Source organism: Cohnella caldifontis (assembly GCF_029360585.1).
Lineage (GTDB): Bacteria > Bacillota > Bacilli > Paenibacillales > Paenibacillaceae > Cohnella > Cohnella caldifontis.
In genome coordinates this window covers 17,329-33,820 of the sequence record NZ_JAQZSJ010000028.1, presented here as the reverse complement: position 1 = coordinate 33,820, position 16,492 = coordinate 17,329, and the positions used below count along the sequence as shown (strand labels likewise).

The window sequence follows — 16,492 nt, the reverse complement described above, 5'->3', positions numbered from 1 at the left end:
CAAACGATTGCAAGCGTCGTCGGCGTCGCGATCCGCTGCATTTCACGAGGAGGAAATATGACCGCGAAAAAACAAGGACTGAATCCTTATCTTCCCTCCTGGGAATACATTCCCGACGGCGAACCGTACGTGTTCGACGGCAGAGTCTACGTGTACGGTTCCCATGACCGGTTTAACGGGCACGCCTATTGTTTGAACGATTACGTGTGCTGGTCGGCCCCGGTGGACGATTTGGGCGACTGGCGGTACGAAGGCGTGATTTACCGGAAAACGGACGACCCGCTGAATCCGGACGGCCGCATGTGCCTGTACGCGCCGGACGTCACCGTCGGGCCGGACGGCCGGTATTATCTCTATTACGTGTTGGATAAGGTTTCCGTCGTATCGGTCGCCGTCTGCGACACGCCGGCAGGGAAGTATGAGTTTTACGGCTATGTCAGGCATGCCGACGGTACGCGTTTGGGAGAAAGGGAGGGCGACGAGCCGCAATTCGATCCGGGCGTATTGACGGAAGGGGAGCGGACCTACCTGTATACCGGCTTCTGCGCCGTAGGGGACAAATCCAGACACGGAGCGATGGCCACGGTGCTGGGACCGGACATGCTCACGATTCTGGAAGAGCCGGTATTCGTCGCGCCGAGCGAGCCTTACAGCCAGGGAAGCGGGTTCGAAGGGCACGAGTTTTTCGAGGCCCCTTCCATCCGGAAGAAGGGCGATACCTATTATTTCATCTATTCCTCGATCGTCTTCCATGAACTGTGCTACGCGACGAGCAAGCACCCAACGAAAGGCTTCGTCTTTCAAGGAGTCATCGTAAGCAACAACGATCTGCACATCGATACTTACAAACCGGCGGACAAACCGATGTATTACGGCGGCAACAACCATGGCAGCATCGTGGAAATGGGCGGCCAATGGTATATCTTCTATCACCGGCACACGAACGGTACGAATTTCAGCCGGCAAGGCTGCATCGAGCCGATCGGATTCCGGGAGGACGGGACGATTCCCCAGGTCGAAATGACCTCCTGCGGTCCGAACGGCGGACCGCTCGTCGGCCGGGGAGAATATCCCGCGTACCTGGCCTGCAACCTGTTCTGCAAAGACGAGGCGCCGTACACGGGCGGACCCGGGGAGTGGATGGACAGCCGGTTCCCGAAGATCACCCAGGACGGCAGGGACGGGGACGAGGAAATCGGCTATATCGCCAATATGAGGGATTCCGCGACGGCCGGGTTCAAGTATTTCCGCTGCGAGGGGATCCGCAAAGTCACGATCAAGGTACGTGGATATTGCCGCGGCGCCTTCGAAGTCAAAACGTCGTGGGACGGCCCGGCACTCTGTTCGATACCGGTCGATTTCACGAATATATGGACGGCCTATACCGCGGATGTCGCCATTCCGGACGGCATTCAGGCGTTGTACTTTGCGTATAAGGGCGCGGGCGGCGCGAGCCTGGCTTCGTTCACGTTGGAGTAACCGGTCTGGGAAAGCGGGGAAGGGATCATGAAAGATCCGCAAAGGAAGGCCGTTCCGGCGGACTATCAAAAGGCGGCCCCCAAAGAGGTTCGGGGGACGTTGACCGAAATCGCGTATCCGGTCCGGAACTATATCAACGCGTCGCGGCAGCTCGTGACGGATCGGCCCGTCGATGCCGCGGAAGCGGGAAGGGAAACCGTTGCGGGAGACGCCATCGTCAAGACCTGCAAACTCTATCTTCCCGTCGACTATGAAGAGAACGGGGACAAGAGATATAACGCGTTGTATCTGCTTCACGGCGTGGGCGGCGACTCGTCCGAGTGGTTGCAGAACGATGGGCGGACGGACGGGGAATCGGTTCTATGCCGTCTTTTGGACCACCTGATCGCGGCGGGCGAGATCGAACCGCTCATCGCCGTTTTTCCCAACGGCCGATCCGCACATGATTGGACGGATTGCGCTTTCGACGCCGACGGAACGAACCTGCTCGGCTTCTATTATTTCGATTATGAACTGAGATACGATCTGATCCCTTTTATCGAATCGAATTACCGTACGTACGCGGATATTGCGGATACGTCTGCCGAGGGGATTGCTTACAACCGCCTCCACCGGGCGATCGCCGGGTTGTCCATGGGGGGCATGCAGTCCCTGAACTTGGTGCTCGGCGGATTCAGATGCGATTCCGTCGCCTATACGCCAGACAAGCACGGTTGGGGGAACGGATTGGATACGACCGTGCCGGCGCCGGGTATGGTCGACTTGTTCGCCTACGTAGGCGCGTTTTCCAACGCCCCGACGTCGACCGAGGGTCGGGTGCTGGGCGCAAGCCTGGCGTCTGCCGGGTACAAGCTACATTTGCTGTATATGACCTGCGGCGATCGGGATGAGGTTTCCATGGGCCCCTACGCCCAGGCGATCGAAGGGCTCGCGGAAGCCGCGGGAGACAAGCTCGGCGATTTTCGCCGGATTCTCATACCGGGCGGCGTACACGATTTCGGGGTATGGAACGACGGTGCCTATCATTTCTGCCGACTCGCATTCCGTTAGCGGGAACGACGGCTGGAATCGCCGCCCAAATACGGTATAATGGCTTTGATTCAAGCAAAATCCATTCTATCTCGATGCCAAAGGAGACTCGTGCATGAGCAGCGCACCGAAACCGAATCAACCGCTCGTTACCCACATGTATACGGCGGATCCGTCCGCCCACGTATACGAAGGACGGATCTATATTTACCCGTCGCACGACCTGGATCACGACGGCCCGGACAATGACAACGGGGACCAGTACGCCATGGAAGATTACCATGTGCTGTCCTTGGACAACTTCGAATCGCCGGTCGTGGACCATGGCGAAGCGCTCCATCTGCGGGACATCCCCTGGGCGTCCAAACAATTATGGGCGCCGGATGCCGCGTTCAAGAACGACACCTACTACCTGTTCTTCCCGGCGAGAGACCATGACGGGATTTTCCGGATCGGGGTCGCGACCGGAGCTTCTCCCGCGGGTCCGTTCAAGCCGCAGCCGAATTATATCGAAGGAAGCTTCAGCATCGACCCCGCGGTATTGGTGGATGACGATAACCAAGCCTATATGTATTTCGGCGGCCTGTGGGGCGGACAGTTGGAGAAATGGCAGACGGGCAAGTTCGTTCCGGACGCCGAGGGCCCGGCGGAGAACGAGCCGGCGCTCGGACCGCGCGTCGCGTTGCTTAGCGAAGACATGTTGTCTTTCCAAAACGCGCCGAAGGAAATCTCGATCGTGGACGAGGAAGGCAACCCGATCCTGGCCGGGGACGAGGAGCGGCGGTATTTCGAGGGCCCTTGGGTGCACAAGCATAACGGCTGGTACTACCTGTCCTATTCCACGGGCACCACGCATAAGCTGGTTTACGCCGTGAGCCGGAATCCGATGGGGCCGTATACGTTCAAAGGAACGATCCTGACTCCGGTCATCGGGTGGACGACCCACCATTCGATCGTGCAATTCCAAGACCGGTGGTATCTGTTCTATCACGACAGCTCGCTGTCGGGCGGCGTCAACCACCTGCGCAGCGTCAAATACACGGAGCTGTTCTACAACGAAGACGGGACGATCCGCACGATCAACCCCTACGAATAAGAGAGCGTTACGCGGAGGGATCATTCCCATGACAACGAGCAAAATCGGAATCGTCGGCGCCGGCGTGATCAGTAAAATCTATGGCACCAATCTGTCGGGATATCCGGAAGTCGAGCTCGCGGCGGTCGCCGATCTGGACCTGGACCGGGCGAAAGCGCGGGCGGCCGAATTCGGCGTCGCGAAAGCCTGTTCGGTGGACGAGCTGCTCGCCGACCCGGAGATCGACATCGTCGTCAACCTGACGATTCCCAAAGCGCATGCGTCCGTGTCCATGGATGCGCTGAGAGCCGGCAAGCATGTTTACGTCGAGAAACCGCTGGCGGTCACGAGGGAAGAAGGGAAGGCGATGCTCGAGCTGGCGCGCGAGCAAGGCTTGCGCCTCGCCAGCGCGCCCGAGACGTTCCTCGGCGGCGGCATCCAGACGTGCCGCAAGCTGATCGACGACGGCGCCATCGGCACGCCGATCCATGCGTCAGGCTTCATGATCTGCGGCGGACACGAAAGCTGGCATCCCGACCCGGAGTTTTATTACGAGGTCGGCGGCGGGCCGTTGTTCGACATGGGGCCGTACTACCTGACGGCGTTCGTGACGCTGCTCGGCCCGATCCGGCGGATCACCGGCACCGCGGTCATTTCCTATCCCGAGCGCACGATCACGAGCGAGAAGAAACGCGGGAAGACGATCCAGGTCGAGACGCCGACGCATATCGCGGGCGTGCTCGACTTCGCGGGCGGCGCCGTCGGAACGCTGATCACCAGCTTCGACGCGCCCAGCGGGACGTCGCTGCCGAACATCGAAGTGCTCGGCAGCAAGGGCACGCTGCTCGTGCCGGATCCGAACCATTTCGGCGGCGTCGTGAAGCTGCGCCGCGCCGGCAGTCCGGAGTGGGAAGAAGTTCCGCTCACGCACGGCCATACGGACAACAACCGGGGGATCGGGGTCGTGGATATGGCCCGGGCCATCGCGGAGGGACGGCAGCACCGCGCGAACGGGGACATGGCGTTCCACGTGCTGGAGGCGATGCACGGGTTCCACGACGCTTCGCGGGACGGCAGGCACTATGAGATGGCCAGCTCCTGCGAGCGGCCGGCGCCGATGCCGACGCTGGATCGGGAGCGGAAATGAGCGGGACGGCGGTTCGGAATCCCATTCTGTGGGCGGATGTCCCGGACGTCTGCGTCATCCGCGTCGGCGAGGCGTTCTACATGGTCAGCACGAGCATGCACACGGTGCCGGGCTGCCCGATCATGAAGTCGGCGAACCTGAAGAACTGGGAAATCGTCAACTACGTGTTCGATACGCTCGAGGACAACGACGCCCACAATTTGCTGGACGGGAAAGGCATCTACGGCAAGGGCTCCTGGGCCGCCAGCCTGCGGCAACATAACGGGCGGTTCTATGTCTGTTTCTCTAGCAACGACATGCAGCGATTCTATGTTTACCAGACGGACGATATCGAGAACGGACGCTGGGAACGCTCCGTGATCCCGGGACTGCATCATGACCCCAGCTTGTTGTTCGACGACGACGGTCGCGTATTCGTGATCTACGGCAATGGGGACATCCGCATCCGGGAGCTGACGGCGGACGCGACGGCTCCGAAGCCGGGCGGCATCGACCGATTGCTCTTCGAGACGGAGCGGGATGGGATCATGCTGCGCTGCGAAGGCTGCCATGCGTATAAGCTCAACGGTTATTATTATCTGTTTTTCATCGAATGGCCGAATACCGGCAACCGTCGCCGCCGGCAGCTTGTCTACCGATCGCGGGAGCTGCTCGGCCCCTATGAGCGCAGGGTGATTCTCGACGACGACCTGGGCTACCGCAACCACGGCGCCGCGCAAGGCGGCATCGTGGATACGCCGGCCGGCGACTGGTACGCCGTGTTGTTCCAGGACCACGACGCCGTCGGACGGATTCCTTGCGTGTTCCCGGTATCTTGGGTGGACGATTGGCCGGTGATCGGCGTCGGCGGGAAAGCGCCGTCCGCATTCGAGGTTCCGCTGCCCGACTCGGAACCGAAACCGCTCGTGATCAGCGACGAATTCGACTATGCCGATAACCGATTGGCTTTGAACTGGCAATGGAACCATAATCCGGACAACCGGCTGTGGTCCGTGACCGCCCGGCCGGGATGGCTCCGGCTGCAGACGGGGCGGACGGCCCGCAGCGCGGAATTCGCCCGCAATACGCTGACGCAGCGGACCGAAGGCCCGTCGTGCAGCGGGACGACGCTCTTGGACCTGTCCGGCATGAAGCCGGGGGACCACGCCGGGCTCGTTGCATTGCAGAGCCATTACGGCACCGTCGGAATCCGAGTATCGGAGAGCGGAGTCCGGGAGGTCGCCATGTGCGTCAAAGGGGCGGACGGCGGCGAAGAGACGGCGGAACGCGTTCCCTACGGAGGCAGCAGCATCTATTTGAGGATCGACTGCGACTTCGATAACAGCGCGGATATCGCCCGATTCTATTATTCCGCGGACGGTTCGTCGTGGCATCCGATCGGCCGGCCGCTGCAGATGAAGTATACGCTGGACCATTTCATGGGGTACCGGTTCGGGCTGTTCAACTACGCGACTCTTCAGCCCGGCGGGTATGCCGATTTCGATTATTTTCGGTATGCCAATCCGGCTCTATCTTCGCATGAAACGGACGGCTAGGTTCGGATAAAAGGAGAGCTGCCGCAGGAAGAGCGGCAAGCTCTCTTTTTTCGTGTGCGCCCGGCATGGGCGATAACTTGGCGGTGAAAGTCCGCTAGAGGCTTGGCAGTAGGAACTGTAAGCCAAGGGCAGGGTGTCCGCAGCGAGGCGGAATCTGAAGGAAGCCGGAGGCAAACCCTCGGTCTGACGTACAGAAATCACGTATAAGGCATGGTGAGACGGATAAGCTTGCACGACAAAGCGAAGTCCAATACGCCAGGATCTCATCATGTAAATGCGGCAGATGGATGAGGGGAAGGTCATCGCTCTTACCCGGGGAGATCTCGCATGCTTCGAGTAGACCATTCGAAAGACGGAGTAAAGCTTGCTGTGAGAAGTCAGCAGAGGCCAAACTACCGAGATTTTTTTCTACGACTGACCATTTCGCATACGATCGACCGGAAAACGAGGAAGCGATAGGTTTAACGGACACAGCGGCCGCTATTTAGAATAAACCGCGACCTTTCGTGTTCTAACGGACACAGTCGCACTTATTCGGGGGAAAATGCCCCTTTCAACCGCGAATCGTGGTCGATAAGGGCTCTCCTGTCCGTTACATTTCGAGAATGAAGATTTTGCGGCAAATAAAGGCTGCGGTGTCCGTTAGGTTTAGAATCAGCCGGCCGAATTGAAGTATTGACTTCCGCCGGGTACCAGATGAACGTGCCCGCGTCCCGAATAACGTCTCTGCCGCCCAAATTTTCGTTCCCGGAGCGGATTCGCCTGGAGAAGTCGCCGTCGTAGTCATGCTGGGAGTCCTCCAAGATTTTCTCGATATCCTGCAAGATCGCCGGAACAACGCTCCACTCGGATTCCCGGCAGTGGCCCGCTTCATTGCCGCACCAGCGGACATCCGGACCGCAAACGTTAAGGGGGCTACTTCATTTCGACATAATGCCGATGACCGGAAACCTGCGGTTCGCGGGAGGATGCGGCGCGAGCGTTGCCCATGAACAGGACCGGGACGACCGCAACCGCGATCGGGATCAATGTCAAGCCGAATACGCCGACGATCGATCCGGACAGTACCGTCACTACGTGGTGTTCAGCCGGAATAATCGACCGAGCGCCGGATTGAAACAACTGCTGGGGATCCAGGTTTTGCAAATCGATGCTCCCTGTGCTTCTCGTTCCGGCCCCGGGGACGATCTCATGCAAACGATCGGAGAAACGTCGCGTCTGCAAAGTTCCGAAAACGGCGATGCCGATCGTCATGCCAAGCGTCCGCAAGAATACATTTGTCGAGTTGGCGGATCCACGCTACTTCATGTCCATGCCCTGAAGGGAAGCGGACGGCAACACCGAAAAATTGAACCCCACGCCGATGCCGGACAAAGTCATGTACATTGTCAAAAACCCATGCGGAGTGTCCGGGGTCAATTTGATCGACGAGTTCATTGGCGGGGAAATGCCTAAAAAAGGGAAGGCCCCGCCAGGTTTGAAATGGACGCCCATAATGGAAGCATGTTGTTGGGTGTCTATAATGAAAAATTTTCAATTCGATGAAGATGATTGTTTTGAGGCATGAGGCGGCAATTCGCATCTTTAAAAATGACAACGCTTTCTTAGAAATGTTGGCTTATGGGCCAACGGCTGCTCCGATAGACTTGAAGTAAAGGGAGGCACGCGCATGGCAGGAAATTCGGCAACCGCGAGCGTCAAGGCAAACGCGAGGTCAACAAACGGACGGCAGGCTTTATTTTGGAAGCGGTTCAAAAAACAGAAGCTGCTTCATCTCTTCGTCGGACTCGGCATCGTCTTTTTGCTGATCTTCTCCTACTCTCCGATGTTCGGGATTCTGATGGCGTTCAAGGACTATTCGATTTCCTCCGGCATCAAAGGGATTTTCACCAGCGAATGGGTCGGACTGGCGCACTTCGAAGAATTCGTGAACGATTACCAGTTCGGGACCATCGTCCGCAACACGCTCGTGTTGAGCCTTCTGAAAGTGCTGTTTACGTTTCCGGCTCCGATCCTGCTGGCGATCTTGCTGAACGAAGCGAAAAACTTGCGGTTCAAACGGTTCGTCCAGACGGTCAGCTACTTGCCGCATTTCATCTCGTGGGTCGTCGTGGTCGGCATCTCGTTCTCCTTCTTCTCCGCCGACATCGGCGTCGTGAACAAAGCGCTGATGGGTCTTGGAGTCATCGATAAACCGCTGGCCATCCTGACGAATCCGAATTATTTCTGGGGATTGTCGGTCGGAAGCGCCGTGTGGAAGGAAATGGGTTGGTGGACGATCATCTTCCTGGCCGCCATCGCGGGCATCAACCCGTCGCTTTACGAAGCGGCGCAAATGGACGGGGCCGGAAGGCTTGCCCGCATTCGCCACATCACGTTTCCCGGCATGAAGGGAACGATCGTCGTGGTGCTTATCCTGACGGTCGGAAGCATCCTCGGCGGAGGGCTGGTCGGCTCGAATTTCGAACAAGCTTTCCTGTTCGGGAACAGCATCAACAATCCGACCTCGGAGATCGTGCAGACTTACGCGTTCAAGGTCGGCTTGAAGGACGGGCGATTCTCCTACGCGGCGTCCATCGACCTCATTCAATCCGTCATCTCCGTCATCTTGATCTTCTCCAGCAATGCCATCGCCAAGCGGACGTCGGGTTCCAGTTTATTCTAGAGACAGGAGGGGTCGGCGTTGCCGTTCAGCCAAAGACAGAAAGACCGGTTCATGGATGCCGCGGTTCACCTCGTTCTCTTCGTGATCATGCTGTCGATGCTTTATCCGTTCTATTACGTCCTGATCCTCTCGCTCAACAAGGGGACCGATTCGCTTCTGGGCGGGATCTACTTATGGCCGCGCCAAATCACGTTCGAGAACTACGCCCAGTTCCTGAACGATCCGCACTGGTATCAAGCCTTTCTGGTCACGGTGCTCAGAACCGTATCCGGAACCGTGCTCGGCGTCTTGCTCACTTGTCTCGTCGCATACGGACTCTCGCATCGCGAGCTGCTGCTTCGCAGGTTGTACTTCACGATCATCATTTTCGCGATGTACTTCTCGGGAGGGCTCATTCCTTATTACGTGGTCCTGCGCTCGATCGGACTGCTCAACACGTTCGGCGTCTATATCATCCCTTCCATGCTCAGCACGTTTTTTCTGCTGATCGCCCTCTCGTTCTTCCGCGAAATCCCCGTAGAACTGAAAGAGTCGGCGCATATCGACGGGGCGAACGAGCTCGTCATCTTCTACCGCATCATCCTTCCCGTCTCGATGCCGCTGATCGCCACCATGGCGCTCTTCATGGGCGTCGGCCAATGGAACTCCTGGCTGGACTCCGCCTATTTCGTGCAATCGGACGGCTTGCGGACGCTCGCGTTCCGGATGATGGAGGTCATCAACAAGAGCAACATGCCGATGGATGCGATTGCCGTCGCGAACAGCGCGTCGGCGGGCGTCACGAGCTATTCGCTTCAAGTCGCGGCCATGGTGATCTCCATCGCGCCGATCGTCTGCGTATACCCGTTCCTGCAGAAGTATTTCATCCAGGGAATCATGCTGGGTTCCGTCAAAGGTTGAGAAATCTCTCAGATATTAAAGCGCTTGCTTTAATATAAAGCACAATGATAAACGGAGGGGTTAGGTTGAATCGATTCGGAAAGAAAAAACTGCTGTTAGCAACGCTGGCCGTCGTGCTGGTACTGGCCTTGTTGTCCGCCTGCAGCAAGAACGATGCCGGCAATCAAGGGGCCTCCGGCGAACCGTCGCCGAACCCAAGCAGCGAGTCGGCTCCAAGCGCCAAAGCACCGATTGAGCTTTCCTTGTTCATCGACGCGCCTTGGTATCCGGTCAAGGAGTGGAAAGGCCCGGTCGCGGAGAAGATCACCGAGAAGACGGGGGTCAAGCTGAAAGTGACCGTCGCGACGGACGACAAGCAGCTTCCGCTCATGATCGCTTCCGGAGACCTCCCGGACCTCGTATTCACCTATGCCCAGGTTGACCGCCTGTCGGATTCGAAGCTTTCCTATCCGTGGAATGAACTGATTGCCAAGTACGCCCCGGATTTTAAAATCGACGATACGAGAATCGCCATCCATACGATGGACGACGGCAATTTCTATACGGTCCGGAACTCCTTCGCGACGCAGGAGGAAATGGCCAAAAGCAAATACTCCCTGGGCAGCGACGGCAACCCCGGCATTGCCGTGCGGGAAGATATCCTGAAAGAGCTCGGCAACCCGCCGATTCAAACGCTGGACGATTTCTTGAAGGTCCTGGGCATGGTCAAGGCGAAGTATCCCGACATGATTCCGCTGACCATGGACAAGGAATGGATCGAGCAATATTTCCTGCAGCAGTCCGGCGTCGAAGGGCTCTTGGACGGCTGGTACGAACGGGACGGAAAAGTGGATTACGTCCTCCGTCAGCCGGAGACGCTCGATTACTTCAAATTCATGAACAGCCTGTATCGCAACGGATTCATTCTGGCGGAAAATTTCGCGTACACGAACGATCAGATCGACGATCAGTACGCGACGAGCGGCAAAGCGTTCGCTCACAGTCATACGGTAAGCGTCGCGGACTCCGACAACATCAAAGTCAAGAACAGCGGAGGCTCGTACACGTTCAAACTGCTGCCCAGCGCCTTGTCGGACAAAACGATCTCCGTCAGCTCGGGCCTCGGCTTCGCCGGAACGTTCATTACCAAGAACAACAAGAATCCGGAGGCGTCGATCAAATTCATCCAATACCTGGCGAGCGACGAGGGCAAGAAGCTGACCATGTTCGGCGTCGAGGGCGAACATTGGACGTGGAACGAAGAGGGTTATCCGAATTTGAAATACGATCCGAACGACGCCGATTTCGTGAACGGCAACGGCATCAAATGGTGGTACCTGTACAATGACGGCGTGACGGAAGGCATGTTGTCTTACGTTCCCGGTACTCAGAAAACGCAAGCTTTGATGGACCGGAAAGCCTTTACGGTTTACAAGCCGGCGCTCGGCTTGATCCAGACGCAGCCGGATTCCCCGGAAAAGACGCTCAAGACGAAGATCGACGAGATGGTGAAAAACGAGAAGGTTAAAATTTACTTGGCCAAATCCGAAGAGGAAGCCGTCGCGAATTACGAAAACATGGTGAAGAACGCCGAGAAGCTGGGCTTGCAGAAGCTGGTCGATTGGGCGAACGAGACGTATCAGAAGAAGAAGGATTTGTTCAAGTAAAGTCGAAAATCCGGTAGGGGCGCGGTTCGGCCCTTACCGGACTTTGCTCGCTCATGGGGCGGCAACGGGATACGGAAATCCGACGGAACTCGAAGGGAATGGTTGCCATAAGCATCATGCGTAAAATGATCCTGGGATACGTGATTCTCATCTTGATCCCGGTCATCGCATTCGGTTACCGCTACTATACGCAAACTTACGGCAACCTGACCCAGCAATTCGTAGAGAGCCGTCAGAAGATCCTGGAGCAGGCTTACGCCAATTTGAGGACGGATCTCGCCCGCATCCAATCGGTGCACCGGATGCTGCAATACAATCCGTACGTGACCGATTATTTGGACGGCGTTTACGAAACCGACGCGGACAGCATATACGCGTTCATCCGGTACATCCGTCCGCTCTTTTCGCAATCGTTGTTCGCCAGTCCGGAGATCGAATCGCTTGTCGTCTATAAGATCAAGGACGGGGTCCTGCCGATTTCGGAGCAACTCCTCGAACTGTCCCAGCTGGATCCGCGAATGGCGGAAGCCGTCCGGTCCATCAAGCCGGGCCAGGGCGTATGGGTGCGCGCCGACCCGGAGGTCTCGGATCCGGAATTAATCTATTACCAGTATATTTACAATACCCAAATCACGGAGAAAATCGGGCTGCTCGAGATCCGGGTCCGGAGCAGCCTGATCCGGCATTTCTACGAGGCTGCGGGCGTGGAAGGGAATTGGGAGGCTTTTCTTCTGTCCGAGCAGGGCAAGCCGTTGATCGGCGGTCAAACGGCGGCCGGACCGGACGACAAGACGCTGCGTCTGTTGCAATCGAAGAACGACACGTTCTTCATCAACCGGAAAACGATCGTGAACCAGCTGTTCCTCGGAGAACTCGGCGTCCGCGTGGTCGTCACGGGGCAGGTCGGCGATGTCTTCCATTCGATCAAACGCAGAGAAATCGTGCTGGTGACGACGATCGTCCTGCTGCTTGCCGGATTGTCGATCGCTTATTACGCCCTGGCGTCCACGATCACGAAACGCATTTTCCGGCTCGCCCGCCATATGCGCACCTTACGCGAAGACAATTTCAAACCGCTGGTCATCAAATACGACAAAATGGATGAAAAAGACGAAATCGGGTTCCTCACGCAAACGTATAACGCGATGATCCGGCGCATGGACGAACTGATCAACAACGTCCACCGCGCCGAACTGCGCAATAAAGAAGCCGCTTACAAAGTGCTGCAAGCCCAGATTAAACCGCACTTTCTCTACAACACGCTCGAAACGATCCGAATGATCGCGGAATCCCACGACGATAAGGAAGTCGCCGATATTTCCTTCTGGTTCGGGAAGCTGATGCGCTACAGCCTGTCGCCTCAGAACGACGAGACGGTTCTAGCCAGGGAAATCGAGATGGTCACCTTCTTCCTCAACATTCACAAGATGCGGCTGCAGAGCCGATTGACGTATGAAATCGAGGTGTCCTTGGATGCCGAAAAAGTGCGATGCCCCCGATTTCTCTTGCAGCCTCTTCTCGAGAACTGCATCGCGCACGGAACGTCCACCGTATTGCGGAGCGTCCATATCCGGCTGTCGGCAACGGAGACGGCAGCGGAAATCCGGATTACCGTCTCCGATAACGGCAGCGGAATTCCTCCCGAGAAACTGCAGGCGATTCAGGAGCGGCTGGCGAGGCATGACGAGAGGAACGGCGAGGAGCAAGAGAGCGGCGTCGGGCTGGTCAACGTGAACGAACGGATCCGTTCCTATTTCGGCGGGGCGTCGAGGTTGGAAATCGCAAGCAAAGCGGGCCAAGGGACGACGCTGTGCGTCATCATCGCGAAAGAGAGGGAACCCGACGATGAAGATATTGATCGTGGACGATGAACCGCTCATTCTGAGCGGGCTGGTCAAGGTCGTAAGGGAAGTCGCGCCCGTCGGTGCCCGGTTCCGCGATGCGGGCAACGCCTATGAGGCTTTGGACATCATGAAGGACTATTGGCCCGACGTGACGATTACGGACCTGAACATGCCGGAGAAAAACGGGTTCGAATTGATCGAAGAGGCCAGACAAGACGGATTATGCGACCGTTTCATCATCTTGACGGGCTACGACGAATTCGAATACGCGCGAAGGGCTTTGCGCACGGGCGTGGTCGATTACCTGTTGAAGCCGATCGATAAAGTCGAAATCGCGCGGCTGCTCGAACGCGTGGGCGAGGAACTTCCGGCCGGCAACGATTCGGATTACTCGAAACACGCCAAGCGGATTCTCGCTTACATGGAGGCCAACTTCCGGAGCGATCTATCTTTGGATCATCTCGCCGACCGGATGGATCTCCATCCGAATTACATCAGCAGTTTATTCAAGAAGGAAACGGGCGATACGTTCGTCAATTACTTGAACGGGCTGCGGATTCGGGAGGCGCGGAAGCTGCTCCGGGCGCAGCGCCATCTCCCCGTCAGCGCGGTCGGGCAGCAGGTCGGCTACGAGAATAAGCATTACTTTACGAAAGTGTTCAAGAAATATACGGGCGTCACCCCCAGCGAGTACCGGGAGAGCGCTTCGTCGGAGGAAGAGTGAAACGGGGCGGGTAACATACCGGGACCAACGGAAAGGCGGGATGGACTTGAAGCTGTGGTACGATTCGCCGGGTTTGACGTGGAAAGAAGCGCTTCCGGTCGGGAACGGACGGCTGGGCGCCATGGTATTCGGAGCGCTTACGAAGGAAAGAATCCAGATCAACGAGGAGACGCTGTGGTCCGGGGCTCCCCATGATTACAACCGGCCGGACGCCGGCCGGTATTTGCAAGAAGTCAGGCAGTTGATATTCGCCGACCGCGTCGAGGAAGCGGAGCAGTTGTTCCTGCAGCGCATGATGGGCGATCCGGTCAATTTGCAGGCCTATTTGCCTTTTTGCGATCTGTGGTTGGACTTTCCGGAGCATCGTACGGTCCGGCATTACCGAAGGGAGCTGGATCTGGAACGGGCGGTGGCGACCGTGAGCTATGAAGTGGGCGGGTGCGCGTACACCCGCGAGATTTTCTGCTCCCATCCCGGCGGGTGCCTGGTGATCCGGCTTACGGCCAGCGTGCCGGGCAGCATCGATGTCAAGGCTTCGCTCGCCACCGTGCACCCGGATCACTCCGTGCAGACGGAAGGGAACGATACGATCCGGCTGGCCGGACGCACGGGCACGCGCAAGGAAGCCAAGCATTGGATCGCCGCTTGGGAAGGGCCGGGTCTCCGGTTCGAAGGCGCGCTCTCGGCCGTCTGCGAGGGAGGACGGTGCGACGCAACCGATGGCAGCCTGAGGATCGCGAAAGCAGACGCCGTGACCCTCGTGTTTTCCGGGGCGACCGGATTCTTGAATTACGGCGACATCGGCGGGGATCCGGCCGGGAAGAACGGGCAATTCCTCGCGCGGATCGCCGGCCGTCCCTACGAGGAAGTACTGAACGAACATATAGAGGACTATCGATCGTTGTTCCGGCGTGTCTCGTTACGGCTCGGAGGGGAGACGAACGACGGGCAAGGCGGCGGAAGCGAACGGCAACCGACGGATCGGCGCATTCGTTCTTTCCGCGAGTCCGAGGACCCGGCGCTGGCGGCTTTGTATTTTCAATTCGGCCGGTATTTGCTTATCGCTTCCTCCAGGCCGGGCGGCCAGCCGGCCAATCTCCAAGGAATCTGGAACGAAGAGGAATGGCCGGAATGGGGCAGCAAGTGGACGACCAATATCAACGTCCAAATGAACTACTGGCCGGCCGAGGTCGGGCATTTGCCGGAGTGTCACGGGCCCTTGTTCGATTTGATCGACGACCTGCGCGTTACCGGCGCGCGCACCGCGGAAATCTACTACGGCGCGCGGGGATTCGTCGTGCATCATAACGTCGATCTATGGAGAGCCGCGGCTCCGGTCGATATCCATGCGGGCATATGGCCGCTGGGCGGCGCGTGGTTGGTGCAGCATCTCTGGGATCATTTTGAGTACCATCCCGACTTGGCCTTCCTGAAAGAACGGGCTTATCCCGCGATGAAGGAGGCCGCGAGGTTCCTCTTGGACTTCATGGTAGAAGCGCCGGAAGGGATTACATTCGCCGGTCGACTCGTGACCAACCCTTCTTATTCGCCGGAGAACGCCTACATCGACGGTCAAAGCCGCAGACGCCATCTGACGTATTCGTCCACGATGGATTTGCAGCTGATCCGCGATTTGTTCGAACGATGCGTTGCGGCATGCGATCTTCTGCAAGAGGACGGCGCTTTCCGGGACGAACTGCAAACCGCGCTCGATCGGCTGCCGCCCATGCAGATCGGCCGGTACGGACAATTGCAGGAATGGCTGGAGGATTGGGACCGCCCCGACGACCATAACGGGCATGTCTCCCATCTGTACGGCTTGTACCCCGGGAATCAGATTTCCGGGGAGGACACCCCCGAGTTATTCGCCGGGGCGCGGAAAAGCCTCGAACTACGCGACAACGGAGCAAGCGTGGCCTGGCCGGCGGCGTGGCGCATCGCGCTGCATGCGCGCCTGCGGGACGGCCGGAAGGCGTTCGGCTGTCTCGCCGATTTGTTGGCCGGCTCCACGAACCCGAATCTGTTCAATCAGCACGAGCCTTTTCCCATGCAGATCGACGCGAATTTCGGCGCCGCCGCCGGCATCGCGGAAATGCTGTTGCAAAGCCGCGTCCGTTATCGAGGCGGCAGGGCCGAATACCGGATCGAGCTGCTGCCCGCCCTGCCGGCCCAATGGCCGGAAGGATCCGTCAAGGGTTTGTGCGCCCGCGGAGGATTCGAAATCGACATGAAGTGGGCGGACGGAAAGCTGGTCGGCGCCGATGTGCGCTCGTCGCGCGGATTGCCGTGTATCCTGCGTTACCGGGACGAGTCGATTCGATGCGACGCGCGAGCGGGAGACGTATTTCATTACCGGCCGTCCAAGTGAAATCGCCCGCAGGGAGCCATGAAAGCGGTTCCCTGTTTTTTTGCGTTTGACGCTCATTCGAAATGGTTGGAGCACATCAA

The 16,492-nt window shown here is 58.0% G+C and carries 12 protein-coding genes; 11 read left to right on the top strand and 1 reads right to left on the bottom strand.

Features of this window, described 5'->3' with window-relative positions; genetic code table 11:
- Positions 1 to 57: 57 nt before the first annotated feature.
- The 5 genes from PTZ19_RS23860 to PTZ19_RS23840 all read left to right on the top strand — a co-directional run bounded on the left by PTZ19_RS23860 (position 58) and on the right by PTZ19_RS23840 (position 6,265).
- On the top strand, positions 58 to 1,479 hold the full coding sequence (locus tag PTZ19_RS23860) for a family 43 glycosylhydrolase (RefSeq protein ID WP_276358133.1): 1,422 nt from the start codon (positions 58 to 60) through the stop codon (positions 1,477 to 1,479).
- 27 nt (positions 1,480 to 1,506) lie between these two features.
- Positions 1,507 to 2,529: an alpha/beta hydrolase gene (locus tag PTZ19_RS23855; RefSeq protein WP_276358132.1), complete on the top strand. Its 1,023-nt coding sequence runs from the start codon at positions 1,507 to 1,509 to the stop codon at positions 2,527 to 2,529.
- 94 nt (positions 2,530 to 2,623) lie between these two features.
- A complete protein-coding gene (locus PTZ19_RS23850) occupies positions 2,624 to 3,604 on the top strand; it encodes a glycoside hydrolase family 43 protein (RefSeq protein WP_276358131.1) in 981 nt (326 codons plus the stop codon).
- A 28-nt stretch (positions 3,605 to 3,632) separates the two neighbouring features.
- Positions 3,633 to 4,730: a Gfo/Idh/MocA family protein gene (locus tag PTZ19_RS23845; RefSeq protein ID WP_276358129.1), complete on the top strand. Its 1,098-nt coding sequence runs from the start codon at positions 3,633 to 3,635 to the stop codon at positions 4,728 to 4,730.
- A complete protein-coding gene (locus tag PTZ19_RS23840; protein WP_276358128.1) occupies positions 4,727 to 6,265 on the top strand; it encodes a glycoside hydrolase family 43 protein in 1,539 nt (512 codons plus the stop codon). The genes PTZ19_RS23845 and PTZ19_RS23840 overlap by 4 nt, the downstream gene beginning before the upstream one ends.
- A gap of 915 nt (positions 6,266 to 7,180) precedes the next feature.
- On the opposite strand, the gene PTZ19_RS23830 is transcribed toward PTZ19_RS23840, so the two are convergent.
- The gene (locus PTZ19_RS23830) at positions 7,181 to 7,519 is read right to left on the bottom strand and encodes a hypothetical protein (protein ID WP_276358127.1); all 339 of its coding nucleotides are present in this window, start codon (positions 7,517 to 7,519) and stop codon (positions 7,181 to 7,183) included.
- A 415-nt stretch (positions 7,520 to 7,934) separates the two neighbouring features.
- On the opposite strand from PTZ19_RS23830, the gene PTZ19_RS23825 reads away from it, so the two are divergent.
- The 6 genes from PTZ19_RS23825 to PTZ19_RS23800 all read left to right on the top strand — a co-directional run bounded on the left by PTZ19_RS23825 (position 7,935) and on the right by PTZ19_RS23800 (position 16,412).
- Positions 7,935 to 8,930, top strand: coding sequence for an ABC transporter permease (locus PTZ19_RS23825; protein ID WP_276358126.1), 996 nt, complete (start codon positions 7,935 to 7,937; stop codon positions 8,928 to 8,930).
- 18 nt (positions 8,931 to 8,948) lie between these two features.
- Entirely contained in the window at positions 8,949 to 9,830 is an 882-nt protein-coding gene (locus tag PTZ19_RS23820) for a carbohydrate ABC transporter permease (RefSeq protein WP_276358125.1), read from the top strand.
- A gap of 65 nt (positions 9,831 to 9,895) precedes the next feature.
- Complete coding sequence (locus PTZ19_RS23815) at positions 9,896 to 11,476, top strand: extracellular solute-binding protein (RefSeq protein ID WP_276358124.1); 1,581 nt, start codon at positions 9,896 to 9,898, stop codon at positions 11,474 to 11,476.
- Positions 11,477 to 11,592: 116 nt separating this feature from the next.
- Complete coding sequence (locus tag PTZ19_RS23810; protein WP_276358123.1) at positions 11,593 to 13,347, top strand: sensor histidine kinase; 1,755 nt, start codon at positions 11,593 to 11,595, stop codon at positions 13,345 to 13,347.
- Positions 13,322 to 14,044, top strand: coding sequence for a response regulator transcription factor (locus PTZ19_RS23805; RefSeq protein ID WP_276358122.1), 723 nt, complete (start codon positions 13,322 to 13,324; stop codon positions 14,042 to 14,044). The genes PTZ19_RS23810 and PTZ19_RS23805 overlap by 26 nt, the downstream gene beginning before the upstream one ends.
- Before the next feature lie 46 nt (positions 14,045 to 14,090).
- Positions 14,091 to 16,412 (top strand): glycoside hydrolase family 95 protein, encoded by a 2,322-nt coding sequence (locus PTZ19_RS23800; protein ID WP_276358120.1) that lies wholly within the window; start codon positions 14,091 to 14,093, stop codon positions 16,410 to 16,412.
- Positions 16,413 to 16,492: the final 80 nt, after the last annotated feature.